The sequence below is a fragment of the Vasconcelosia minhoensis LEGE 07310 genome (assembly GCF_015207255.1).
In the GTDB taxonomy this organism is placed as follows: domain Bacteria; phylum Cyanobacteriota; class Cyanobacteriia; order Phormidesmidales; family Phormidesmidaceae; genus Vasconcelosia; species Vasconcelosia minhoensis.
On sequence record NZ_JADEXG010000041.1, the window covers coordinates 26,095 to 48,586 of the forward strand.

24 protein-coding genes, 1 tRNA gene and 1 pseudogene are annotated in these 22,492 nt (G+C 57.8%); 11 read left to right on the forward strand and 15 right to left on the reverse strand.

Annotation, left to right across the window (positions count from 1 at the left end):
* Positions 1 to 11: 11 nt before the first annotated feature.
* On the forward strand, positions 12 to 782 hold the full coding sequence (locus tag IQ241_RS16265; protein ID WP_193909068.1) for a DUF2232 domain-containing protein: 771 nt from the start codon (positions 12 to 14) through the stop codon (positions 780 to 782).
* Positions 775 to 1,917, forward strand: coding sequence for a nicotinate mononucleotide-dependent phosphoribosyltransferase CobT (cobT, locus tag IQ241_RS16270; RefSeq protein WP_193909070.1), 1,143 nt, complete (start codon positions 775 to 777; stop codon positions 1,915 to 1,917). The genes IQ241_RS16265 and cobT overlap by 8 nt, the downstream gene beginning before the upstream one ends.
* Before the next feature lie 32 nt (positions 1,918 to 1,949).
* On the opposite strand, the gene IQ241_RS16275 is transcribed toward cobT, so the two are convergent.
* Positions 1,950 to 2,303 carry a hypothetical protein gene (locus IQ241_RS16275; protein WP_193909072.1) on the reverse strand — a complete coding sequence of 118 codons (354 nt, stop codon included), beginning with the start codon at positions 2,301 to 2,303 and terminating at the stop codon, positions 1,950 to 1,952.
* Positions 2,304 to 2,589: 286 nt separating this feature from the next.
* Between IQ241_RS16275 and petE the strand changes: the two genes are divergently transcribed.
* Together petE and IQ241_RS16285 are read left to right on the forward strand one after the other, a co-directional pair.
* Positions 2,590 to 2,997 (forward strand): plastocyanin, encoded by a 408-nt coding sequence (gene petE / locus IQ241_RS16280; RefSeq protein WP_193909074.1) that lies wholly within the window; start codon positions 2,590 to 2,592, stop codon positions 2,995 to 2,997.
* A gap of 25 nt (positions 2,998 to 3,022) precedes the next feature.
* The gene (locus IQ241_RS16285) at positions 3,023 to 3,259 is read left to right on the forward strand and encodes a hypothetical protein (RefSeq protein WP_193909076.1); all 237 of its coding nucleotides are present in this window, start codon (positions 3,023 to 3,025) and stop codon (positions 3,257 to 3,259) included.
* Here IQ241_RS16285 and IQ241_RS16290 read toward each other — a convergent pair.
* The 3 genes from IQ241_RS16290 to IQ241_RS16300 all read right to left on the reverse strand — a co-directional run bounded on the left by IQ241_RS16290 (position 3,260) and on the right by IQ241_RS16300 (position 5,736).
* A tRNA-Cys gene (locus tag IQ241_RS16290) sits at positions 3,260 to 3,330 on the reverse strand.
* Between the two features lie 247 nt (positions 3,331 to 3,577).
* Complete coding sequence (locus IQ241_RS16295; RefSeq protein ID WP_193909078.1) at positions 3,578 to 4,444, reverse strand: fructosamine kinase family protein; 867 nt, start codon at positions 4,442 to 4,444, stop codon at positions 3,578 to 3,580.
* Positions 4,441 to 5,736 (reverse strand): M16 family metallopeptidase, encoded by a 1,296-nt coding sequence (locus tag IQ241_RS16300; protein ID WP_193909079.1) that lies wholly within the window; start codon positions 5,734 to 5,736, stop codon positions 4,441 to 4,443. Before IQ241_RS16300 ends, IQ241_RS16295 begins: the two co-directional genes overlap by 4 nt.
* Before the next feature lie 202 nt (positions 5,737 to 5,938).
* Between IQ241_RS16300 and IQ241_RS16305 the strand changes: the two genes are divergently transcribed.
* Positions 5,939 to 6,604, forward strand: a complete 666-nt coding sequence (locus tag IQ241_RS16305; protein WP_193909081.1) for a lysozyme — start codon at positions 5,939 to 5,941, stop codon at positions 6,602 to 6,604.
* 17 nt (positions 6,605 to 6,621) lie between these two features.
* A complete protein-coding gene (locus tag IQ241_RS16310) occupies positions 6,622 to 7,506 on the forward strand; it encodes a carbohydrate ABC transporter permease (RefSeq protein ID WP_193909083.1) in 885 nt (294 codons plus the stop codon).
* Between the two features lie 46 nt (positions 7,507 to 7,552).
* Here IQ241_RS16310 and IQ241_RS16315 read toward each other — a convergent pair whose 3' ends face one another.
* The 4 genes from IQ241_RS16315 to IQ241_RS16330 form a co-directional block, all read right to left on the reverse strand.
* Positions 7,553 to 7,903 (reverse strand): phospholipid-binding protein, encoded by a 351-nt coding sequence (locus tag IQ241_RS16315; protein ID WP_193909085.1) that lies wholly within the window; start codon positions 7,901 to 7,903, stop codon positions 7,553 to 7,555.
* A gap of 390 nt (positions 7,904 to 8,293) precedes the next feature.
* A complete protein-coding gene (gene ispF, locus IQ241_RS16320) occupies positions 8,294 to 8,779 on the reverse strand; it encodes a 2-C-methyl-D-erythritol 2,4-cyclodiphosphate synthase (RefSeq protein ID WP_193909087.1) in 486 nt (161 codons plus the stop codon).
* Positions 8,780 to 8,867: 88 nt separating this feature from the next.
* Positions 8,868 to 9,566 carry a class I SAM-dependent methyltransferase gene (locus IQ241_RS16325; RefSeq protein ID WP_193909089.1) on the reverse strand — a complete coding sequence of 233 codons (699 nt, stop codon included), beginning with the start codon at positions 9,564 to 9,566 and terminating at the stop codon, positions 8,868 to 8,870.
* 49 nt (positions 9,567 to 9,615) lie between these two features.
* A complete protein-coding gene (locus IQ241_RS16330; RefSeq protein WP_193909091.1) occupies positions 9,616 to 10,449 on the reverse strand; it encodes a glycosyltransferase family 2 protein in 834 nt (277 codons plus the stop codon).
* 38 nt (positions 10,450 to 10,487) lie between these two features.
* Here IQ241_RS16330 and IQ241_RS16335 point away from each other — a divergent pair, with 38 nt between their 5' ends.
* From IQ241_RS16335 to IQ241_RS16350, 4 genes and pseudogenes are all read left to right on the forward strand, one after another.
* Positions 10,488 to 12,212, forward strand: a complete 1,725-nt coding sequence (locus IQ241_RS16335) for a hypothetical protein (protein ID WP_193909094.1) — start codon at positions 10,488 to 10,490, stop codon at positions 12,210 to 12,212.
* Positions 12,212 to 13,864: a glycosyltransferase family 39 protein gene (locus IQ241_RS16340; protein ID WP_193909096.1), complete on the forward strand. Its 1,653-nt coding sequence runs from the start codon at positions 12,212 to 12,214 to the stop codon at positions 13,862 to 13,864. The genes IQ241_RS16335 and IQ241_RS16340 overlap by 1 nt, the downstream gene beginning before the upstream one ends.
* A gap of 36 nt (positions 13,865 to 13,900) precedes the next feature.
* Positions 13,901 to 14,542 carry a Uma2 family endonuclease gene (locus IQ241_RS16345; protein ID WP_193909098.1) on the forward strand — a complete coding sequence of 214 codons (642 nt, stop codon included), beginning with the start codon at positions 13,901 to 13,903 and terminating at the stop codon, positions 14,540 to 14,542.
* Between the two features lie 4 nt (positions 14,543 to 14,546).
* Positions 14,547 to 14,780, forward strand: a pseudogene (locus IQ241_RS16350) (Uma2 family endonuclease); the annotation flags it as partial.
* A 728-nt stretch (positions 14,781 to 15,508) separates the two neighbouring features.
* Here the strand turns inward: IQ241_RS16350 and IQ241_RS16355 are convergent.
* A complete protein-coding gene (locus IQ241_RS16355) occupies positions 15,509 to 15,997 on the reverse strand; it encodes a DUF3368 domain-containing protein (RefSeq protein WP_193909100.1) in 489 nt (162 codons plus the stop codon).
* Positions 15,994 to 16,239, reverse strand: coding sequence for a UPF0175 family protein (locus IQ241_RS16360; protein WP_193909101.1), 246 nt, complete (start codon positions 16,237 to 16,239; stop codon positions 15,994 to 15,996). Before IQ241_RS16360 ends, IQ241_RS16355 begins: the two co-directional genes overlap by 4 nt.
* 98 nt (positions 16,240 to 16,337) lie before the next feature.
* Here IQ241_RS16360 and IQ241_RS16365 point away from each other — a divergent pair, with 98 nt between their 5' ends.
* A complete protein-coding gene (locus IQ241_RS16365) occupies positions 16,338 to 16,718 on the forward strand; it encodes a hypothetical protein (protein WP_193909103.1) in 381 nt (126 codons plus the stop codon).
* 25 nt (positions 16,719 to 16,743) lie between these two features.
* Here the strand turns inward: IQ241_RS16365 and IQ241_RS16370 are convergent, their stop codons facing one another.
* From IQ241_RS16370 to IQ241_RS16390, 5 genes are all read right to left on the reverse strand, one after another.
* Positions 16,744 to 18,948, reverse strand: coding sequence for a phosphoketolase family protein (locus IQ241_RS16370; RefSeq protein ID WP_193909105.1), 2,205 nt, complete (start codon positions 18,946 to 18,948; stop codon positions 16,744 to 16,746).
* Between the two features lie 110 nt (positions 18,949 to 19,058).
* Positions 19,059 to 20,231 (reverse strand): NAD(P)/FAD-dependent oxidoreductase, encoded by a 1,173-nt coding sequence (locus IQ241_RS16375; protein ID WP_193909107.1) that lies wholly within the window; start codon positions 20,229 to 20,231, stop codon positions 19,059 to 19,061.
* A gap of 3 nt (positions 20,232 to 20,234) precedes the next feature.
* Positions 20,235 to 20,900, reverse strand: coding sequence for an HAS-barrel domain-containing protein (locus IQ241_RS16380; protein ID WP_193909109.1), 666 nt, complete (start codon positions 20,898 to 20,900; stop codon positions 20,235 to 20,237).
* A gap of 4 nt (positions 20,901 to 20,904) precedes the next feature.
* A complete protein-coding gene (locus IQ241_RS16385; protein WP_193909118.1) occupies positions 20,905 to 21,099 on the reverse strand; it encodes an NAD(P)H dehydrogenase subunit NdhS in 195 nt (64 codons plus the stop codon).
* Positions 21,100 to 21,204: 105 nt separating this feature from the next.
* Positions 21,205 to 22,425, reverse strand: coding sequence for a Glu/Leu/Phe/Val family dehydrogenase (locus tag IQ241_RS16390; protein ID WP_193909122.1), 1,221 nt, complete (start codon positions 22,423 to 22,425; stop codon positions 21,205 to 21,207).
* Between the last annotated feature and the right edge of the window lie 67 nt (positions 22,426 to 22,492).

The following is a 22,492-nucleotide window of genomic DNA, read 5'->3' on the forward strand; positions in this document are numbered from 1 at the left end:
GTTAGCCCCGCATGACTATTCCACCCGACAATCTGCCTGCCTCGGCCTCTGGTTCAGAAGTCGGTGACAGTGCGCCTTGGATTGAGGACGACCCGCCAGTCCCGGTCGCCAAAGTCGGTTCGCCTCGCCGCCCGGTGCGGACACATAAGGGACCGCTAGCGATGGTCGAAACGGCGTTTCTGGCCAGTGCGGCTAGCCTAATGTGGCTGGTCAACTTTTACTTTCCCCCCGGTCCGCTACTGCGTATCCTTTTCCCCCTTCCTATTGCGCTCGTCTATCTGCGCTGGAACCAGCGGGCGGCCTGGATGTCGGCGCTGACCGCGGGACTGCTGCTGGCGATTTTGATGGGGCCGCCCCGCAGCCTTTTATTTGTCATGCCCTACGGGCTGCTAGGGGTGCAGCTGGGCTTTCTCTGGCGCCGTCGGGCGAGCTGGGCAATCTCGATTGGGCTAGGCGCACTGGTGGTTTCGCTAGGCGTCTTCTTTCGCATTTGGCTACTTTCGTTGATGGCCGGAGAAGACCTCTGGGGCTATCTGACGGCACAGATTACGCAATTTCTAGCTTGGGGCACGAACCGGCTGGTGGATTGGGGGCTGGTGGGCCTAGGGGCGATCGGGCAGCCCAGCCTGACGGTGATTCAGGCACTGGCTGTGGTGTCGGTATTGCTGAGCAGCATCGTCTATCTATTTACGGTGCATCTGGCGGCCTGGCTGGTGCTGTCTCGCCTGGGTGAATCGATGCCTGGGCCGCCCCACTGGGTGCAGGCGATTCTCGATGAATGAGCCCGTGAGGCTAGCCCCACCGCTAGCGGCTGCGGTTAAGGTCTATACGGCTACCGTGACAGGTCAAACCTGGCTTCAGCACTATTGCGGCCTGCGACCGCTGTTTGCCTGCATTTTAGGATTTACCGAGACCGGGCTGCTGCCCCAGATTTCCGCCGCCGGGGCGACGCCTGACCAGCGGCGCTATACCGCGATCGCGGATGCAGAGTTTCTCTACGACGGTGCCTATCCCGCTCCCCACCATGCCCTGCCGCCGCTGACGGCGGGCGCATCACCAGCGATGATCTCGCGGGCGGTGCTGACGGGTCAGGAAATTCCACTCTATCTGTTTAATGCGGGTTTGCCGCAGCCGCCGGTCGTGCCCCACATCGACCTGGCCGGTCTGCCCGCCCGGTCGCTCCAAACCGGTCAGGCGCTGCCGCGCGATCGCGTTGAAGCGCTTTTTACCCAGGGCCTGCAATGGGGCGCGCTGCTCGCCCAGAAGAATCCCCACAGCTATCTGATCTTGGGCGAATGTGTAGTAGGTGGAACGACAACGGCTCAGGCCGTACTGACCGCGCTGGGCTATGCCGTCAGCGGCCGTATGGGCAGCAGTCATGCGGTATGCAATCACGCTCAGAAAGCAGCTCTGGTCACGGCGGGGCTGCGCCATTGGCCCGGCTATCGCCCGAATGTTCCCGCCGGGCAAGCGGCCCTAGCCGCGATCGCGGCAGTTGGCGACCCCATGCAGGCAGTGGCGGCAGGGATGGCGATCGCGGCCAGTCGCTACGGCGGGGTGATGCTAGCGGGCGGCAGTCAGATGCTGGCCGTATTCGCGATCGCCCGGGCGATTGCCCAGGAACAGGCGCTGACCTGGCAGCCAGCGCAAATTGTGGTCGGCACCACCCGCTGGGTAGCGGAAGACCCCAGCAGTCAGGCAGTGGGGCTAGCTGAGACGATCGGTGACGTTCCTCTAATCGCCAGCCAGCTTAGCTTTGGCCCGTCTCGCTATCCGCAGCTGCGAGCCTATGAGCAGGGATTTGTAAAAGAAGGCGTTGGGGCAGGGGGCTGCGCGATCTCGGCCCAGCTCTATCGCGGCTGGACGCTGATGCAGCTATTAGCCGCCGTCGAAGCCGTGTTGGCCAGCTGTCGATGAAGCTACTCGATGCTTTGGCCCGATGCTTTAGCCTAATAGCTGCGGTGGGTCAACAGCTGTTCTTCCAGGGTTGCAATCCGGTTATAGGCAGCGGTCAGCTGTGCCGTCAGGCGCTGAATCTGAATTTCGGGCGACAGAGTGGGATAGGGGCTGGTCTTATCTTCGGTTGGAGCATCGTCGAGCAGCACATCCTTGTGTTCTAGGACCCGGTCTAGGCCCCGGCGAACGGCTAGGCCCTGGACACCGGCGTCAGCCGGGATGGGCTGAGCGACACTCGGGGGCAATCCCTCCAGGCCCGAAACCTTGTCATTCAGCTGCTGCATGAGGCTGTAAAGCGAATCGACCTTATCCGTCAGGTCGCGGACCTGGGCTTGCAAAATATCCATAGGAATTCACTTAGATTGATGATTGACAGCTTCAATCCTAGAAACTTTCATCGGGTTCTGCGGCGTTATTCCTGAATCATTTAAGCTTTATTACGTTTATCTGTAGAAAGGTAACGGGGATCGGATGGGGATCGGGTCAGCCGGGTTTAGGAATGGACTCAAATGCTGACGGTATCGGTATGGAAAAGTACGGAAAACCTACCCTAGTAGGGACGTGAAACGCCCTCAAATCGAGATATAGTACTACTGACGTAAGCCTATTACATCTATTAATCGAGGTCACTCTATGAACTTTATTTCTCAAGTATGCCGTCGCCTAGGGGCCGTTTTCCTAACGACTGCTCTGGTCATCGGCAGCTGCATCCTAATGGCTTCTCCTGCGGCAGCGGCTGATTATGAAGTCAAAATGGGCTCGGATGCCGGACTGCTCGTCTATGTACCCGCTACGCTAACGGTTCAGCAGGGCGATACGGTCACCTGGGTCAACAACAAGATGGCCCCCCATAACGTCATCTTCGACCCCAACAATATTCCCGCCGATAAGGCGACGGCCGATGAGCTATCCCACGACAAACTGACCTTCTCGCCGGGTGAGTCTTACTCCTCCACGTTCGACGTTCCCGCCGGTGAATACACCTACTACTGTGCGCCTCACCGCGGTGCCGGCATGGTCGGCAAGATCATCGTCGAATAGGCCCATGCTCAAGCGCTAGCTCGACATGAGGCGGTGGTTCTCTCAGGAACCGCCGCCTTTTTGCTGTCAAAGCCGCAAAAAGCGCGACCTGATCGATCGGCTTACCGACCAGATGGCTCGGTCCCAGCCCAATGCCGCCCCCTACCGCTACGCCAGCCTATCGCTCCTACCAGGCGCCCGCTTTTTTACCGCCGCCGCTGTCGTCGCCCCAGCCCTACAGCCCGTCTTACGACTGCGATCGCTAAACCGGCTATATCCCTAAAGGCGGCACCCAGATTCGAACTGGGGATAAAGGATTTGCAATCCTCTGCCTTACCACTTGGCCATGCCGCCATCCGAAGACCTAATATACCAAATTTCATCTGCCTTCAGCCCGCGCTCGCTTATCTAGTCAGCCTGAAATGGGGGCATCGGCTACTAGGTGAGGCTGCGATCGCGCTGCGATCCCCCTCAGGCCATCGCATAGGATTAAAAAAACGATGCCTATCGCCAATCTCAGGAGGTCTCAATGACGCTGACTGTAAAAGATTTAGAGCGGTTGCAGGCCAAGCTGGACGGCAGCTATCGGGTAGTTTTCTAGCTAGGTCAGCAGGCGTTCAATCATGCCATTGGCCTGGGATTGGTAGCTGCCGCCGAACTGGTTGAAGTGGTTGAGGATGTGATAGAGGTTGTACAGCGTTTTGCGCCGAGCATAGCCGGGGTCAAGCGGATAGGCGGCTTCGTAGGCTTGATAGAAGGCATTGGAAAAGCGGCCAAACAGCTCCGTCATGGCTAGATCGACCTCGCGATCGCCATAGTAGGTCGCCGGGTCTACAATTACGGGCTCACCGTTCTCCGCCACGGCCGCATTGCCCGACCACAGATCCCCATGGACTAGGGCTGGGGCTGGGTCGTGACCCGCTAGCAGATTCGGCAAATGCGCCAGCAGCTGCTTTGCTTGGGGAAACCGCCCGCCGCGCCGGCGGGCTAGCTCAAACTGGTATTCCAGCCGCTGCTGGCGATAAAACTGTAGCCAGCTTTCAGACCAGGTATTCTGCTGCGGGGTTTCGCCAATCGTATTGGCCCGATGCCAGCCGAAGCCCTGCGGGTGAGTCACCCGATGCATCGCTGCTAGCCGCTCGCCCATCTGTGCCCAGGCGCTGTCGTTACCCCGGCCCAGCGGCAGCCATTCCATCACAATGTAAGCGGTATCACCAGCGGTGCCGCAGCAGAGCGGCTGGGGTACGCGGATCGTCTGGCTGGCGTAAATTTCCTGTAGGCCCGCCTGCTCGGCCTCGAACATGTCTAGCCGGGTGGCCTGGTTGAGCTTGACGAAAAAGGTGCGATCGCGATCCCCAACGGCATAGGCCTGGTTGATGCTGCCACCGCCAATAGTGCGGCGATCCCTCATCTCAAACGGCTGACCGGTGGTTTGGCTGATTTGCTCAGCGATTCGCTCCCAGATCATGCCGCCTCTGGCCGCAGCGTCACGACGCCGTAAGCTGCCGTCGGCAAATACTGTTGGACTGCCGCCTGAATGTCCTCTGCCGTGACTGACTGAATCTTCGCAGGATAGCTGAGGGCGTCGTCTAGACTGCCCGTCACGGATTGGAAATAGCCGTAGAGACCAGCGCGATCGCTAGGCGTTTCACTGCCAAAGACAAAACGATTCGCCACCTGGGTTTGTACCCGCCGCAGCTCCGCCGCCGTCACTGGCTGATCGTGCAGCCGCTGAAGATGGGCGACAATTTCGGCTTCCACCTGCTCCAGATTTTCAACGGAGAGCTGAGCGGCGATATAGAACACGCCCTGCTGGGCCAGGGTCATATTGCTAGCCGAGATACTGTTGACCAGACCGCGCTCCTCGCGCAGGTCGCGAATCAGTCGAGCCGTCCGCCCCTGGCCCAAAATCGACGCCAGTACGTCGAGCCCGTGGGTGTCGGCTAGCGCAGTCATGCCGGGAACGCGCCAGCAGAGGATCAGGCGAGCCTGCTGGAGGGCGCTGTCGGTATAGTCCACCCGGCAGATCTGGTCGAAGGGAAGTTCTGAGGGCAGCAGCGGGGAAAACGCGATCGCGGGCGGTATCGGCTGGCGCTGCATCGCCTGGTCAAAGCTATCCTCAACCCCTTGCAGCAGCTCCTCCACCGGCAGATTACCCACCGCTACCGCCGTCATCCGCTGGGGCTGATACCAGGTTTGGTGAAACGTCCGCATCTGCTCAGCCGTCAGCTGCCCAACCACCTGAGCTGAGCCCAGCACCGGCCGACGGTAGGGTAGCTGGCTAAAGGACAGCTGCATCGAATGCCGAAAGGTTCGTCGCTGGGGACTGTCTTCAGCCCGGCGAATCTCTTCCAAAATGACCGGACGCTCGCGCTCAAAGTGCTCAGCTTGCAGACTGGGGTTCAGCACCAGCTCGACCTGGAGCGGTGCCAGGCGAGCAAAATCCTGGGGTGCCGTAGTGATGTAAAAATGGGTGTAGTCTTGGCTGGTGGCAGCGTTGGTCACTGCGCCCCGCTCCTCGATCAGGCGCTCAAACTCGCCGCAGCCGATCAGCGGCGTCCCCTTAAAAATCATATGCTCTAGAAAATGGGCCATACCGTTGATCTCGTCCGGCTCGACCCTTGACCCAATATTCAACCAAATATCTAAATTCACCGCCTCAACCGGCATTTGCTCAGCTACGATAGACAGCCCATTAGGCAGGTGGCGAACAGTCGGAGCAGACAGGGCGAGCTGAGGTAACGTCAGGGTAGACGGCATAGGTTCAAACAATGTTAAGTTTGCTCCATTGTAAAGGGCGACACCCCCCAGCCGCAGGGGCAAATTACCTGAATTTGCTAGAGTTTGATGCAAAATACCTGAATTTGTCAGCGTTGGATCAGGCTGACTGCTTTACACTGCTGTTTGACAGAATCACCCAGGTTACAGTCCGTAAAAAGAGCCGTTAGCAGAGTGGGAAGGTATGGCCACGTGGATTAAGGAAACAGATGAAGCGATTTACCTAATGGAAGGGGCGTACTACATTTCAAAAATCTCAAAATATCCTTCTCAGCGCAATCCGACCGAAAAGGTCTTGAATATCGTCGGGATGAAAGCCTGGTTTGCCCGGGAGGATGCGCCCCGGGGGATGACCGTCTCACCTGGGGGGTTCGAGCCCCAGCCGATGCCCAGCTTCGATCCCCCGCCTATCGTCTCCAAACCCAGACAGGCCAACGCCAGCGGGCTCCAGCTGGTCAAGTCGTTCGAGGGCCTGCGCCTGAATGCCTACCGTGACCCGGTCGGAATCTGGACGATTGGCTACGGCACGACTCGCGGTGTGAAGCCGGGCATGGTAGTGACCCCAGAGCAGGCAGAGTCGCTGCTGCAAGGTGATTTAACTCGGTTTGAGCAGGCCATCAGTGAAGCGGTAGAAGTACCGCTCACCGAGAATCAGTTTTCGGCCCTCGTCTCCTTTACCTACAATGTGGGCGCCAGCGCCCTTCGCAGCTCAACCCTGCTGAAACGACTCAACCAAGGTAACTATGCTGCCGCGGCCGATCAGTTTCCCCGCTGGAATCGGGCCGGCGGGCGGGTGCTAGCCGGGCTGACCCGGCGGCGTAACGCAGAGCGGGCGCTATTTCTCAGCTAGAGGCAGGAGCACGGACGATGAAGGCTAACTTACGCTGGCTGACGCCCTACTTATTTCTGGCCCCGGCTTTGCTGGTGCTGGGGATCACGGTGTTCTGGCCAGCGGCGCAGGCATTTTACCTAAGCTTTACCCGCTATGGCTACGACATCACCCAGCCGCCAGACTGGGTTGGGCTCGAAAATTTTCAGCTGCTGCTGAAGGACAGAATCTTTTGGAAGACGCTGAAAAATACGCTGATCTATCTGGTGGGGGTGGTGCCTATTTTAGCGATCGCGCCCCTCGTCTTAGCTATTTTAGTAAACCAAAAGCTGCGAGGCGTCCGCTGGTTTCGGGTGGCCTACTATACGCCCGTGGTAATTTCCATGGTGGTCGCGGGGATTGCTTGGCGCTGGCTCTATGCCGAGAACGGTCTGCTCAATCAGCTGCTGCAATGGGTCACCCGTAGCAACCTCAGCCTACCCTGGCTGACCAGCCCCAACTTTGCCCTCTACAGCGTCATGGCAGTGACCGTCTGGAAGGGGCTGGGCTACTACATGGTGATTTACCTAGCCGGGCTGCAGGGCATTCCCAACGACCTGTACGAAGCGGCGGCGATCGATGGCTCAGACGGCTGGCGGCGCCATTGGGACATTACCCTGCCGCTGATGCGGCCCTATATTTTTCTGGTGGCTGTGATTTCTGCGATCGCGGCGACCAAAGTGTTTGAAGAAGTTTTCATCATGACCCGCGGCGAGCCCCGCAGCAGCTCTAAGACCGTGGTCTACTACGTTTACGAGCAGGCCTTTCAAGACCTGGATATGAGCTATGCCTGCACCATCGGCCTAGTGCTATTCCTCGTGATCCTGGCGCTCTCTCTAATTCGGTTGAAATGTGCCCCAGCGTCACCCGAAACGCTGCTGTAATGAGCCTGGGATCGCGCTGCTCCTGGGTATCTGCTGACTCATCCGCTTAATCGGCAAAGGTCACCCCGTGCAGCTCTACCCAGTCCAGCCCTTCCAGCTGCATGGCTTGATTAATCAGCCGGTCGAGCAGCTCAGGCGAAAAGACATAGCCGCTGAGAATGATAACGCGCCCGCGCTGGCGCACCTTTAGCGACTGCTGCGAATCGTCGGCCATTGACTGGAAGGCGTGGCGCACCCGATTCGCTAAGCCGTAGTAGTCGTACTCCCCAGACAAACCAATCCGCTCAGGCGGGCTGGATCTAAAGCCCAGGGTCTGAAAGCAGAGGTCGGATGACCCTAGAGAAAACTGGGGCTTGACTGGGACGGCTCCCATGGCAGCTTGACCTAACACACCCATAGCAATTACCTCACAACGTAGTTCTGAACTGATCGCCGCCTGGGGTTCTCAAAAATACAAAATCCGCCGCTGACCCCAGCCCAAGACGCTTGACTGACCTAAAAATTCGGCTGTCTCAAAACAAGTGGCGCTCAAAAGTAACCTTCAAACAAGTCCCTCTTGCAAGCTCCTCTTGCAATAATGGTCAGCATTGATTGTCTTAAAAGATTCCCATTAAAGCGCTGCGGCCCTCACGAGAGCTTCATTAAAACTTCGGTGGTTTTGGGGTTTCTTCCGCAGCAATTGACAAATCTTATAAAAATTACCCGCAAAATTACGTATCCCTTGCGACCTTTTGCCCACTTTTCTTTGCAAAATGTTTATCTTTCTACGCCAAGCTTTGAATGTTCTTTACACGCTTCCCCGCTGGAGAAGAACAACCGCATGGGTGGCAATTCCCTCTTCTCGACCCACGGGTCCTAGCTTTTCATTCGTTGTCGCCTTGATCCCGACCTGGTCAGGCTGCAGCTGCAGGACCTGGGCAAGCCGCTGCTGCATGGCCTCGATATGGGGTTTGAGCTTGGGTCGCTCGGCGACGATCACGCTGTCGATGTTGCCGATCTGCCAGCCCCGCTGCCGCACTAGCTGATGCACCTGCGCTAACAGCACCAGACTGTCGGCATTGCGCCATTGGGGATCGCTAGGCGGAAAGTAAAGGCCAATATCGCCTAGGCTCAGCGCCCCCAGCATCGCATCCATGATCGCGTGGGTCAGCGCATCGGCATCGCTATGGCCCAGCAGGCCCAGCTGATGGGGGATATGAATACCACCCAGAATGAGTTTGCGATCGCGAGTCAGACGATGAATGTCGTAGCCGTTCCCAATCCGAAATTCCATAGATAAATTCCATAGATAAATTTATCTGCCGGGCTAAATCAAGCACTGATGATTTCAGCATAGTCCCTGCCCATGATTAAATACTCCATCACCCCATCACCCCCACCCCAAACAGCGACAGCCCCACTGGTGGCGGCATCCTCTCCTCCAAAGCTTGCAGCACCGGAACGCAGCGGTCAAACCAGGAAACCTGCGATTGGGGAGGCGTTTGCCGTCCTAACAAGCTGCCATTCAGCCACCAGCCCGGAATCCCGGCGGCGTTGAAGTACCAGACCTGAGAACGCGACAGATCGGCCTGCTGTATGACTGACTTGAGTCGCTGCGGCGTATACCTGCGGTGGTGTCCAATTGCTTTGTCCATCGGGCTATAGAGCCACTCCAGGGCAGGCACTTTCAGAATCAGCCGTCCGCCGGGTCTTAGGGCCAGTCGCAGCTGCTGAAGCAGGTCGCAGTCATCAGCAATGTGCTCCAGTACGTCCAGCAAGACGACGCTGTCGAAGGCTCCGTGCCACTGCGACTGGGCCGCCAGCTGAGTCGCATCGAGCTGGTAGATTTTAACGTCGTTGCCCTGTAGCCTTTCCCGAGCCGCTTCAACGTAGGCCGCATCGAGATCAATTGCCACAACCTGACGGCCCTGTCGCAGCAGCTCGGTAAAGTTGCCGTTGCCGCAGCCGACCTCTAGGACATGCTGGCCCAGATGTGGCGAAATTTGCGAGAAAATCCACCGGTTATAGTTGCTCGCCTGCTGGAGCTGATTTAGCCAAAAGGTCTGGGCTCGATTATCCACGGGGTTCCCTGCTTTCTTGATCTGCTGAACGAATCGTCCGGTTCAATCTCTAGCCCATCAGCCGAAACCAGATAATATAACCCAGCGCTCTGAAGCCGTCTTTCCAGCTGATTTTCTTGCCCTCATCGTAGGTTCGCCCGTAGTAGGAAACGCCGCTTTCGTAGAGCCGCCAGCGGTGGGCAGAGCGGCTTACTTTAACCGTAAATTCCACCTCGAAGCCAAACCCATCGCAGCGCAGCGCTAGGCCGTTTAGCACTTCAGCCCGAAACATTTTGTAGCACACCTCAATGTCGGTAAACATGGTGTTGCACAGCAGGTTGACCAGCAGCGTGATCAGCTTGTTGCCCAAAAAATGATGAAAGTACAGCACCCGATGGGGGTTGCCATAGAACCGTGAACCATAGACGACATCGGCCCGGCCTTCGGCCATCAGCCGCCACATTGGCTCCCAGTCCTGGGGCGTATATTCCAGGTCGGCGTCCTGAATTACAATCACCTCGCCCGTAGCGGCGGCAAACCCGGTCCGCAGCGCTGCCCCTTTGCCCTGGTTGCGGGGATGAAAGAGAGCTCTAATGATAACTGGGGCAGGCAGGCGATCGCGCTGCTCCGTGACGGTTGAGCTGCCAGCGGATAGCGGCATCGTCGGTACCACCGGTCTAAACTCTGCTGGTGGAGGGGACGGCAGCGCCATCGATGGCAGCTCGGCTTCAGCAGTCGCGGGTTGGATCGTGTGGGCCAGCCACTCTCGTGTACCATCAGTGGAGCCGTCATCCACAACGATAATCTCTTTGGCCACCTGGGGAAGAGATCGCGCCACCTCGGCTAGGACGCTATCCAGGGTATGAAGCTCGTTGTAGACCGGCACAATCACGGACAGTTTCAACCTTTGACTCTCCCCAGACCCACAGCAGTCAATTGCGGATGAATTTAACATATCCAAAGGGCTTTTCCCATTGGGGTTGGCTGGCCCTCAGCCTGCTGGTGCCGCTGCATTACGGCTTCTGGTCATGGCGCTACGCCCACAGCGCGGCCTATATCGTGCAGGACGATGCCCGGCTGCATTTGATCTGGATGCAGCGGTGGGTTGACCCGCAGCTGTTTGCCAACGACGAGATCGCGGACTACTTCAGCACCATTCAGCTCCCCGGCTTCCAGGCCCTCTACGGCGGCTTGGCCCAGCTAGGCATCGGGCCGATGATGACTGCGAGCGTTTTACCGACGGTTTTAAGCCTGATTGCGACGGTCTATCTGTTTCGGCTAGCGCAGCTGCTGCTGCCGCTGGCCGCCGCTGGCTTTTGGGTGACGCTGATCTTCAATCAAAATATTTGGATTAAAGACGACCTGATCTCGGCTACGCCCCGGGCCTTTGTCTACCCGCTGTTTACCGCCTTTCTCTACTATCTGGCCCGGCGGGCCTACCTGGGCTGCGGCGTGACCCTAGTGCTCCAGGGGCTGGTGTATCCCCAGCTGCTGCTAGTTAGCGTCGGTACGCTTACCCTGCGGCTATGGCGCGGCGGACCGCGGCTCTCTCGCCGCTGGCAGGACTACGCCCTCTGGTTAACCGGCCTGGCTATGGCCGGGATAGTAGCGGTGGTCTTTTCTAGCGCTGTCTCGGCTCAGTATGGCTCCATCGCTACGGCGGCACAGATACGAGCCCTGCCCGAGTTTCAGCTGGGGGGACGGTCGGAGTATTTTGGCATTCCGGCCATCTACTTTTGGTTTAGAGGGGCGAGTGGCATGCGGATACCGCTATTTCCGCCGATTATTTTGACTGGCCTGGCGCTGCCGGTGCTCTTCTATTGCTGGCGACCAACCAAGCAAATCACGTCTCAGATTGCCCTACTGCGCGATGTATCGCTGGCTTCGATAGGACTTTTCGGCCTAGCCCATTTGACCTTCTCCCGGCTCTACCTGCCCAGCCGCTACAGCTACTACAGCGCCAGAGTGGTGATGGCGATCGCGACCGGCCTTTTGATAACGCTATTCTTCCAGCAGTTCTGGCGCTGGTGGCGGCGTTCTCGCGGCGTTCCGTGGATCAAAGGAGTAACTGCTGGGTTAGTGGGGTTGGCTTTGGTAATGGTAGTGACGGTGCCGCTGATTCCTTCGCTGTTCCTCACTGGCCATAACTGGGTGGCGGGCCAGTACCCTGGCCTGTATGAGTTTTTGGCGCGGCAGCCCAAGAGCAGCCTGGTGGCTTCCCTTAGCCGCGAGGCCGACAATCTGCCCGCCTTTGCCCAGCGGTCGGTACTATTTAGCCGCGAACTGGCGCTGCCCTACCATCCCAGCTTTTACGCCCCAATGCTGGCGCGCTTGCGAGATATTGTTGAGGCTCAATACAGTCCCCAGCTGTCGCAGGTCAGCGAGGTGATTAAAACTTACGGCGTCGATTTCTGGCTGCTCGGCCGTCAGTTTGACCAGGCAGGGTATCTGCGCGATCGCGACTGGCTGATGCATACCAGCGTTCGGGCTGAGGTCGCTGAGCAAATTAACCAGCTTCAGGCCGGCCAGACGCCAGCGCTAGCTGGAATAATCGATGACTGCACCGTTTTTGAGGAGAAAGATCTGATCCTGCTGGATGCGACCTGCATTACTCGGGCGGCGCAGGCCGAAGGCGGATCTGTAATCCCTGCGCCAGACAACAGTTGATGAAGGCCCGACCTCCAGTCCAGTCTGCTTCATCTCGCTGGCCGCTAGCCCGCTGGCTAATCGTCAGCTTGATGCTCGTCGGCGTTTTTTTTCGAATTGCGACGCTGGACCAGCGGGTCTACTGGGTAGATGAAGTTGCGACCTCCGTGCGGGCCTCGGGCTATCCGCTGGCGACCGTGGTGGAGCAGGTGACGACAGGGGCTGAGCTCAGCCGGGACGACCTGCTGCAATATCAGCGGCTAAGTCCCGAGCGCACCTGGTCCGACACGCTATCTGCCCTAAGCCAAAATCCCGAACATGCGCCGCTGTATTTTTTGATCGTTCGGGGCTGGGCGGAGTGGTTTGGCAGCTCGGTGGTTGCCATTCGCAGTCTGTCGGTGGGCTTTGGTCTACTGGTGCTGCCTGCCCTCTATGGCCTGTGCCAGCGGCTGTTTTCAGCCCCGGTAGGCGGCATGGCAGTCGCTTTGTTCTCGGTCTCGCCCTTCTTTGTTGCTTACGCCCAGGAGGCCCGTCCCTATAGCCTGTGGACATTGCTGCTGGTGCTGTCCTGCGGTTCATTACTGAGCGCGTTGGAGCGCGATCGCGCCCTGGACTGGCTAGCCTATGCGCTGGCGGCAACGCTGGGCCTATATACGTCGATTCTTACTACCCCAGTGCTGCTAGCCCAAGGACTCTATGTCGGGTTGCTGAGGTGGCCTCGGAGTAAGGGTCAAAGTTTAGTCTTGGGCGATCGCGTTTCTCACTATTTACTGGTGGTTGGCAGCGCGATCGCGCTTTTCTCTCCCTGGCTCTGGGTGATTTACCAGCAGCGATCGCTGCTTCAGGCCAACGTGGTCTGGATGCAGCAGCCCCTGTCTCCGGCGCTGATTGTCGGCACCTGGCTCTACAGTCTGGTTATCCTATTTTTTGATTGTCCCGTCGTGCCCGAGCCGTCGGTAGCGCTGGCGGTGGAAGCCGCGATCGCGCTGGCAGTTTTGGGGCTACTTGGGGCAGCCTTTTTTCACCTGTGTAGAACCGCTCCCCGCCGGGTTTGGCTGCTGCTGATTGCCTTTTCGCTCTCAACGCTGGTGCCTTTAGCGCTAATCGATTTAATCACCGGCGGCCAGGCTTCAGCCACGCCCCGCTACCTGATTCCGGCCCAGCTCGGCGGGCTGATTGCGGTTGCCCACTGGCTGACGACAAGCCCCTGGCGACGGCGGCTGGCGGCGGGGCTGATTGGCCTCAGCCTGGTTTCCTGCTGGGTTGGCCTTGCTCACACGCCGGACTACCTGAAAACGCGCAGCCGCTCCAACGGTGCGATCGCGGCCCGGCTCGGCCAAGCCTCCAATCCGCTGCTCATTGCCGAATCTGCCCAAACCTTTGACCTGCTGTCCCTCAGCCACAGCCTCCGGGACCCAATCGGCATCCGAATTCTGCCAATGCCCCAGCTCCCTACCGACCTGGATCTTTGCCGACCGACCTTTCTACTCAGCCCTTCCGCTGCCTTACAGACGAACCTGCCGACTAATGCCCGCCTGGAACCGGCCTATCAGCCCAGGCTGCTCACTGCTGAGGATCGCCACCTAGCACTCTGGCAGCTGATCTCTGGCGATCCTCTCCCTGACGAGCCTCAGTATCGCGGTCGTCGTGACTGCGCTGAACCTCAGCGCTAAACTAGAGTCAAACTCGCCTTTAGCCTGTCCAGCGCTATGGTCACTTCTCCTCCGCCGCAAATTCTGACAGACACCTGGGTTAGCACCTCCTGGGATGAGTTCTTAGCCATTACAGATGCGCCTGTTTACAAAGATGGCAGAGCTTACTTTGATGCTGGCAACATGAGGATTGAAATGGCTGCATTGGGAGCGGGTCACGGGCGGCAAAATTCGGTTGTGCTCAAGGTCGTTGATCTCTATGCAGCGCTGCACCAGCTGAGGATAGTTGGGTTTATTAACTGTAGTTTTCGCAAAGCCGGAGAGCAAGAATGCCAGCCAGACGCTGCCTATTACGTGGGAGAAAACTTTCAGCTCCCCCCTCAGAACAATCAGCCGATTAATATTGAGCTTTTTGGCCCGCCGACTCTGGTGATTGAGATTGGAGCTAGCTCGCTCAGCGACGATTTAGGTCCCAAACGCCTGCTTTACGAACGGTTGGGGATAGCAGAATATTGGGTCATCGACGTCAAAGCGCGGCGGGCGATCGCGTTCTCCGTCGCAGCCGGGCGCAGTGGACAAATCCAAATCTCTGAAGCATTGCCAGGTCTGGAGCTGAGCCGAGTCGAAACGGCCCTGAGGCGTTCTGTCACCGAAGATGATGGCGCGATTACCCGCTGGCTCATGCAGACTTTGGGATAAGCCTATGATTGCCAAAAGCCATGCCTACTTTACGCCTGAAGACTATTTAGAAATTGAGCGCATTAGCCCGATCAAGCACGAATATCTCCAGGGACAGATGGTCGCCATGGCGGGCGCAACCAAAACGCATGTAATCATCACTGGCAATCTGTCGGCGCTACTGGTCAATCATCTCCGGGGTAAGGCTTGCATCGCCTATGCCATGGCTATGAAAGTGCGACTGCCGGAGCTAGGGATTTCAGACGCGCTAGGGCTTCAGAGCAGAGTTTACAAAATATTCGCTACAGGCTTCTTCAAATTCTCAAGAAAGAGGTTGACCGTCGTCTGGCTACTTCTCTGCATGAGTTAGTCAAACTAGATCTATATATGGAAGACCAGGGGTTGATTTTCGGGATAAGGAGTGAACAGATTCAACCTGCAGAAAAGCTGGGATGGTCATTTAATCGTGGGATGTGCAGTGGGTTGCTTAGCTGACTGATGACTGGGCTGTTTTTCGGACTGATTGGTGGGCTAATTGGCGGGTTGGATACTGAGCAGATCAAATTTAAAGAAATTGCTAATCAAGGAGTTTGGAAGTCGCTACACAATGGGTTAAAGTGTGGGCTGATTGGCGGGCTGATTGGCGGGCTGCTAGCCGGTCTGAGTAATGAACCGTTTTTTAATCTGAGTTTCGTGCTGAATTACGGTCTGTTTTTTGGGATAATGGGGGGCTGATTGGTGGGCTAACGGAAGTTATTAAACACCTCATTCTACGCATCTTTTTGACTAAGAATGGCTACGCACCTTGGAATTATGCACTTTTTCTTGAACACGCTGCAAAGCACCGCTTTATTCAAAAAACAGGTGGCCGCTATCGTTCCATCCATGATTTGCTGCGAAAGCACTTTGCAGCAATGCCACTTGAGTAGCTATAGTTTCAGTAGGCAGCCAGGCGAAATCTCTTTCTTCCTATTTCTTGCTAAAAAGTTAGCTTTCCTGAGCCAGCTGTAAGATCTGGCGGTAGACTGCTCGTCTCATCCAAAAACCTGCCTGGCCAACTAGCCGATCCATTACTGGTTGAACTGCTGGGATAATACCCTGGGCTTTAGCTGCTAATAAAATTCCTAAAATGCCAATGACTTTAAGCCCTAAGCCAGAAGCTATTTGATAGCCTTTGCGTTCGTCTATCACCAATAACTGCGCCTTCAGCTCAAGTGCGAGCACAATAGCTTCTGCCTCGCCAATATCCAGGTCAAACAAAAGGCTTTCTAACGGCTCAGTATTCAAAACTGGCTGAGTTTTGATCCAATCATGAGACTGAACTTCAGCGGCACCCGGCACCTGCTCTGGTATATCTACCAATTCTTTGAAAACGGCTTCAGGAATAACGATCTCCCCGTACAGCGCCTGCAAAAGGTTCAAGTATTCAATCGCCGCTAGGTTTGTGATTGCCGAAGTGTCGCAAACAACAATCACAGAGTTCCTAGTTCCTTGAGAGTTTGAATATCTGACTCTAGCTCGGCTATGCCATAGTGAACCGGGATCTGTCTGCTAGCTAACAGATGCTGAAACTGAATACGAGGGAGCTGAGCCAGTCGGCTGGCCTGGGCCAGAGTTAGTTTTTCTCGCTGAAAGAGTAATACGGCCACTTCTTGAAGCAGCTCAGACTCTGTCATCCGAGCATTTTTGAGGACGTCGTCTGAGATCACAACTGCCATGCCGCTCCTGATAAAATCAAGCTGATGCTGACAATGCTAATATTTAGAGTAAAATTCTGCCACAGAATTACGTTAGATGAAGCATCTTCTCGGCATTTATGGTTACGCTTCAGATTAGGCAGATCAAAGTGCCACCCGGTCAGCGCGTTGATTTAGAAAACGTTGGCTGGCAGGAGCTTGAGGAAATTTTGGCAGAGCTGGGCAATAGCCGCAGCACTCGGATTGCCTACAGTGACGAAACCTTAACTATTGCGACACCGCTATTCAGTCATGAAAAGTCCAAAATAGTCTTGGGCGACCTGGTCAAGGTTTTGCTGGAGGAGCTGGGTATTGACTATGACGCCTCTGGCTCAACCATGCTGAAGCGCCAGGATTTGGGTAAAGGGGTCGAGCCGGATGACTCCTTTTACATGATGACTTCGCTGCGAGCCGGAGTGAGGACGCGATCGCAGCCCCCTTTTGCCTTGTCCGCAGCCTAGACCGAACCGGCGTGCAGAGAATCACTCAAAGCAGACGCTTGGCGCAGTCTGCCAGCTTTTCAGCCGTCAGGCCGTTGAGCGTAAACAGCTGGCCAGGGCTAGCTGCGGTTTCTCCCCGTTTCCAGGCGGCAACATCCCTGGGTAAAGAACTGCGCAGCATAATTGGCTCTAGGATGGCGCTGGCCCCGCCGGTGACGCCCACCAGCGCATCGCCGTCAAACAGTGTTTGGAACTCAGCCTCGTCCAGGAATTTGCCATCGGCTTCAGCGCAGGTCTCCCAGGCCACGTCTGAGGCGCGGTAGAGCCGTCTGGGATTGACGACCGAGGTCACTTTGGAACCAATGCCCTGTTCAGCCAGCAGCCGCACTGCATCCAGCACCGGAATCAGCATCATGTCGCCAACCACTGCGAATACGACGGTTTTATCTCCGGGCGTTTCCTGAAGCTCAATCGCGCCTCGCTCCAGCGCCTCACGGTTTTGGGCAAAGGTCGTCCGGATCGGCAGCGGTGACTTACTGGCGGTGATGGTGATGCCCTTGTTCTTCTGCGTCACCGCCCAGTCGTAGCAGACCTGAATGCTATTGGCGTCAATTGGGAACAGCGGAAAGATATTGCCATTGCGCATCATCGCGGCAAAGTAGTTCTCGATTTCCGGACGCTGGTGGGTCCAGCCGTTGCGGCCCTGTTCCAGGGCACCGGCGGTAAACAGGGTGACGGTGGCTGGAGTCGGACGCCGCAGCTCGGCCATTGCCTGGGTTACCGTCTGCCAAATTGGCAGGCCGTTGACCGCAAAAGATTCGTAGGAGCACCAGAGCGATCGCGCCCCAAACAGGGCCTGCCCTGCCGCCAGCCCGGCGCAGGCATCTTCGCTCAGCGGCTCATACACCTGTCCGCCGGGGCCTTGGAAGTAGGTTTCGTCTACCGTAGGATGCAGAATCTTCAGCGCCTGGTTGATGTTATTAATCCCCGAAGCCGCATTGCCGTCGGCATTGGTGACGATAAAGTTCGGATCCTGCTGCCCCACATGGGCCACCAGCAGCCCCATAGCGGTGGTCGCCACCTGCTTGTCGCCCTCCACCGAAAACTCGTTCAGCGGCAGCTGACCCAGGTCCGCCAGCGGTAGCTCAGACTCGGTCACAGCGGTTTTCGCCGCCGGTCCACCGTTGGAGCGGACGTAGTTGGTGCGCACCAGCTCCCAGGCTTCAGGGGGGAGCGATCGCGCCTCCAGCGCCGACTTAATATAGTCCTTCTCCACCGTGTCACCGGCATAGAGGTTATGGGCCTGAGCGCCGCGCTTGTGAACGCCCGCCCCCTTCAGCTGCTTGATAATCAGCACGGTGAAGGTGCCGCTCAGGGCCTGCCTGGCGGCCCGGTCGGTGGCTTCTAGCACGGCCTGGGTAAAGGCCAGCCGCTGCGGCATCGAAAAGGCGGTGCTATCGACATAGGGCCCCGGCTGGTCGGCATCGTCATAGTCTTTAGCGTCTACTAAGATCACATCTTCTAAGCCGTTGCCCCGCCAGTAGGCGATCATCGCCTCGTTCGACTGGGTGGAGACCATGCTGTGGTGCTCCTGGGAAAAGCCGTTCCAAACCAGGATGGGCAGGAAGTTAGTAATCTCTGGGTAGGCCGTATGGAAGTGGGCCAGGCTGCTGGCGATGTAGGGTTCGCCCAGGCCGCCGTCGCCAATCGTGACGGGAAAGAGCTGGTCGCGGTGTAGCTTGGCTCCGGCCATGGCAAAATGCTGCCCCTGCCCCAGCGGCCCAGCCGGGCTCAGCAGGCCAGGAATCTGACCGGAAAGGTGGCCCAGCAGCCCGTGGGTTTCCCGGAAGCGATCGCCCAGCTGCTCCACCGTTTCAATCCCCATGGCTTCTAGGGAACGGTCGAGAAAGACGTTGCTGTAAAAGCCGGGGGCGTGGTGGCCGACTTCAGTAACGATGTTTTTGTAGCCCAGCATCACGAGGGACGCGATCGCCTCGGTGACGCTAGCAAAGCCGCCCGGGTGGCCGGAGGATTTACTGGCGGTAACCTGCAAGGTCAGGTAGCGCAGCGCGTCAGCAGCCAGTAGGGTCTGGTAGACAGCGGCGGGGTCGGTCGGGGACGCGATCGCCCGCTGACCTTCACCAATGGCAGGGGTCTGACCGTATTTTTCAAACTCGGCTGGGGGTTCGCCAAAGTAGCGAATTCCTGCGCAGAATTTGGGAGCTGTAGAAGCCTGGGTTGCCGCCGTCATGCTGAGATACCTTTAGAATCGCTTTTCCCATACTATAGGCACCCAGGGAGGCGGGATCGGTAAAAGCGGAACTGATTGATGAGAAATTATTGGGGCCGGTATTGAATTTTCTAAACCAGCGGGCGCTGCGGCGACAGGTTGGCCAACAGCGGCCAGTCAGTCCCCTCTGTCCACCGGGCAAACTGTTCGGCAATCGGCGGCAGCATTGCAAAGGGACTGGTAAAGCCGGTAAATACGTGCAGTCCGTCTACGTCGGCGACTGGCCCCACCAGGGGTAGGCTATCGCTTGTAAAGCTGACCAGGCAATGACGCCAGGTACCAGGCACGTCTTTGATTGTGGGCATCTGGGCAGAGATTGCCTCGCGCAGCAGGGCTTCGCTGGTGGCGGCATCGGCAATCGGCTCTAAGGACGTGTGGAGGCGGCTGATCTGGCCGATGCGAATACTGCGGTCTAAAAACTGGATGACGCCGGTATCTAGAATTGGCGGCGCGATCGCGCGTCCCGGTTCTGACCAGAGATCGGCCTGCTGGGGCTGCCTGGCTTTTTCCTCTAGCTCAGCCCGGGCCGAGTAGGCTGGCATGATCAGCGTCCTCAGCGACAGCTCCAGCGGCGGCGTTTCGATGATTTCAGCATGGGTAAAGCAGAGCGGCAGCGGCAGCTTGACGGCCTGTAGCAATTTGCGGGTGTAGGCTCCCGCCGCTAGTACGACATTGCCTGCCGGATAAGCCTGAGATGATGTCGTCACCCCGGTCACCTTTGCGCCCAGCCGCACCAGCCCGGTCACCGGGATGATGAAATGCTGTCCGCCCAGCCGCCGAAACGCCTGATTGTAGGCCGCGACCGTCGCAGTGGGGTGGACATGGCCTTGCCTGACGGTCAGGGCAGCCGCGATCGCGCCCGGGTCAAGCTGCGGCTCTAGCGCCTGGGCCTCCTGCGGTGAGATCAGCTGCGGCGGTCGGTCACAATGCGCATACTGGGCAGCCAATGCTTGGGGATCCTGATCGGGCAAAATCGTCAGCAGCAGATCGAGTTCGCGAAACTGGGTCTCTGCCCCCAGCTCTGAAGAGAGGTTACGCTGCCGTTCCATGCCGGCTCGGTAGAGCGATCGCGTCAGCGCATCGGTGCCTGCCCAGTCGGGAATCCCGCCATAGCTGTAGCGGGTACCGCTGTCAGGGTTGGCATCGTCGAGCAGCAGCACCCGCTGTCCCACCTTGGCCAGCTCATAGCTCAGGGCGGCTCCCGCCAGCCCGTTCCCTACCACAATCCAGTCGTAGGTTTGCATCGGCTAAGGGTGGATCTGACTCAGGATCATCCGCAGCCGGTCGTAGTCATCCTTCAGCAAAACGCTGACCGTGCGCCCGGCCCGGATCAGCCAGTCGCGGTCCAGATGCCGCTGCTGGTAGACCGTGCGGATTGCCGCCGCCGCCAGGCTTTCCGTCGGGACACCGCTGACCTGCAAGAGCGTCCGCAGAAAGTCGAGCTCCTCGGTAAACTCGATAACCTCGTCGGCTTCGCAGCGATACACAGCCTGATGCACCTGCGGCGGGCGGGGCGGCAGATGCTGAAAAATGCGATCGCCCAGCTCCAGCCCCTGATATCCCTCTTGCATAGGCCGAAACCCGACAATTGCCACCCGAAATTCCGTCTTCAGCATGGCAAAAATCTGCGGCTGCTGCTGCCGCAGCTCTGCCAGCGACAGGCCCAAGGCCCGGGCTCGGTGCACCGAGTCGAGCGGGCTGGTCGTCGCGTGGTAGACGATACCGTAAATCTGGTTGCGGGCTTCTTCGTCATAGGACTTGACCCAGCTGCCAAAGGGCGGCATCACCGGGAAGCTCAGATCCTCGGGCTCCAGGCACTGGGCCAAAAATTCAGTCGTCGCAGTCTCAATCACCTCGGCAATGTGAGCCGGATGGCGAGCCGCCGCCGCAAACTGAGGTAAGGGCAGGCGCATGGACTTACTTACCCTTGCCGCGCTTGGGCTTCACCACTTCCAGGTCGGACAGCTTAAAGGTGACGAGCTTATCCCAGTTGCCGCCTTCAAACATGACGGCCACTTTGCCATCGGCCACCCGCTGGACCTGGCCTTCAAACCCATAGTAGGTATCGTCAACGTTGGTAATGCGAACAGGGGCGCCGGGAAGAACTAGCATGGGTGATCGGGGTGCAAAACGTCTTTTACATAGCTTAATCGCGAATCGCCATCCCAGCCTCGTTTTCTGCGGGATTTGACCTAAATTCCAGCAGAAGAGATAAAGCTAGGCCAGGTAGTAGGCGCGGGTGCCGCGAGCATCGAGGGCCTCGCCCAGCCGTTCCAGGGCGTGGATATAGGCCGCAGTTCGAGGAGAAACGGCCTGCCGCTGGGCAATCTGCCAGATCGCTTCAGCTTCGGTGACGATTTGTTTTTTCAACCGCTGGTTAACTTCTTTTTCACTCCAGTAGAGGCCGCTGCGGTTTTGCACCCATTCAAAGTAGCTCACCGTCACGCCGCCGGCGTTGACCAGGATATCTGGGAAGAGGTAAATGCCTTTCGCTTCTAAAATCGGGTCGGCATCGGCGGTAACGGGGCCATTGGCGACTTCAAAGATATATCGCGCCTGAATCTGGTCGGCATTGGCTGCGGTAATCTGATTTTCTAGCGCCGCCGGAATCAGAATATCGACGTCCAGGCTCAGCAGCTCTGCATTGGTGATGGTGTCGTGCTCAACAATGCTGCAAACGCTGTCTTTGCAGTAGACCGCTTTGACGTTGTGATTAACGGCTTTGAACTGCTGAATACTGGGAATATCCAGCCCCTGAGGCGCGTAGATTCCCCCCTGCGAGTCGCTGACGGCGACCACTTTATAGCCGGCCTGAAATAGATGCAGCGCGATCGCGCTACCCGCATTGCCAAATCCTTGAATGGCCACGGTCGTCTGCTCGGGCGATCGCGAAAATTTTCGCATCATCGCCTGAAGCACGTAAAAAGCCCCTGTCCCGGTCGCCTGATTCCGACCTAAACTGCCGCCCAGGCTCACCGGCTTGCCGGTGATCACCGCCGGACAGCGCTGCCGGCGGATGATGCTGTACTGGTCCATCATCCAACCCATGATCATGGCGTTGGTGTAGACGTCGGGGGCGGGGATGTCAACGTCGGGGCCAATGAAATTTGCGATCGCGTCTATGTAGCCCCGGCTCAGCCGTTCCAGCTCAAACTTAGAGAGCGTTTTGGGGTCGAGGGTAATGCCGCCTTTGGCCCCGCCAAAGGGCAAATTCACCGCCGCACATTTGAAGGTCATCCAAAAGGCCAGCGACTGCACTTCGTCCATCGAAACGCCGGGATGGAAGCGGATGCCGCCTTTGGTCGGACCGCGGGTATCGTCGTAGCGCACCCGATAGCCTTCAAATACGCGCAGCTTGCCATCGTCCATCCGGACGGGGATGGAGACCTTGAGGCTGGCTTTGGGCGATCGCAGTCGCTCGCTGGCATCGTCAGAGATGTTGACATACTTGAGGGCACGTTCGAGACGGCGGCTGGCGTCGGTGAAGAGGGGGGTGGCTGTCTCT

Bases quoted from the DNA above. Each gene is read 5' to 3' on its own strand.
- IQ241_RS16265 (WP_193909068.1), top strand. From the start codon at position 12: ATGACTATTCCACCCGACAATCTGCCTGCCTCGGCCTCTGGTTCAGAA.
- cobT (WP_193909070.1), top strand. From the start codon at position 775: ATGAATGAGCCCGTGAGGCTAGCCCCACCGCTAGCGGCTGCGGTTAAG.
- IQ241_RS16275 (WP_193909072.1), bottom strand. From the start codon at position 2,303: ATGGATATTTTGCAAGCCCAGGTCCGCGACCTGACGGATAAGGTCGAT.
- petE (WP_193909074.1), top strand. From the start codon at position 2,590: ATGAACTTTATTTCTCAAGTATGCCGTCGCCTAGGGGCCGTTTTCCTA.
- IQ241_RS16285 (WP_193909076.1), top strand. From the start codon at position 3,023: ATGAGGCGGTGGTTCTCTCAGGAACCGCCGCCTTTTTGCTGTCAAAGC.
- IQ241_RS16295 (WP_193909078.1), bottom strand. From the start codon at position 4,444: ATGATCTGGGAGCGAATCGCTGAGCAAATCAGCCAAACCACCGGTCAG.
- IQ241_RS16300 (WP_193909079.1), bottom strand. From the start codon at position 5,736: ATGCCGTCTACCCTGACGTTACCTCAGCTCGCCCTGTCTGCTCCGACT.
- IQ241_RS16305 (WP_193909081.1), top strand. From the start codon at position 5,939: ATGGCCACGTGGATTAAGGAAACAGATGAAGCGATTTACCTAATGGAA.
- IQ241_RS16310 (WP_193909083.1), top strand. From the start codon at position 6,622: ATGAAGGCTAACTTACGCTGGCTGACGCCCTACTTATTTCTGGCCCCG.
- IQ241_RS16315 (WP_193909085.1), bottom strand. From the start codon at position 7,903: ATGGGTGTGTTAGGTCAAGCTGCCATGGGAGCCGTCCCAGTCAAGCCC.
- ispF (WP_193909087.1), bottom strand. From the start codon at position 8,779: ATGGAATTTCGGATTGGGAACGGCTACGACATTCATCGTCTGACTCGC.
- IQ241_RS16335 (WP_193909094.1), top strand. From the start codon at position 10,488: ATGAATTTAACATATCCAAAGGGCTTTTCCCATTGGGGTTGGCTGGCC.
- IQ241_RS16340 (WP_193909096.1), top strand. From the start codon at position 12,212: ATGAAGGCCCGACCTCCAGTCCAGTCTGCTTCATCTCGCTGGCCGCTA.
- IQ241_RS16345 (WP_193909098.1), top strand. From the start codon at position 13,901: ATGGTCACTTCTCCTCCGCCGCAAATTCTGACAGACACCTGGGTTAGC.
- IQ241_RS16360 (WP_193909101.1), bottom strand. From the start codon at position 16,239: ATGGCAGTTGTGATCTCAGACGACGTCCTCAAAAATGCTCGGATGACA.
- IQ241_RS16365 (WP_193909103.1), top strand. From the start codon at position 16,338: ATGGTTACGCTTCAGATTAGGCAGATCAAAGTGCCACCCGGTCAGCGC.
- IQ241_RS16370 (WP_193909105.1), bottom strand. From the start codon at position 18,948: ATGACGGCGGCAACCCAGGCTTCTACAGCTCCCAAATTCTGCGCAGGA.
- IQ241_RS16375 (WP_193909107.1), bottom strand. From the start codon at position 20,231: ATGCAAACCTACGACTGGATTGTGGTAGGGAACGGGCTGGCGGGAGCC.
- IQ241_RS16380 (WP_193909109.1), bottom strand. From the start codon at position 20,900: ATGCGCCTGCCCTTACCTCAGTTTGCGGCGGCGGCTCGCCATCCGGCT.
- IQ241_RS16385 (WP_193909118.1), bottom strand. From the start codon at position 21,099: ATGCTAGTTCTTCCCGGCGCCCCTGTTCGCATTACCAACGTTGACGAT.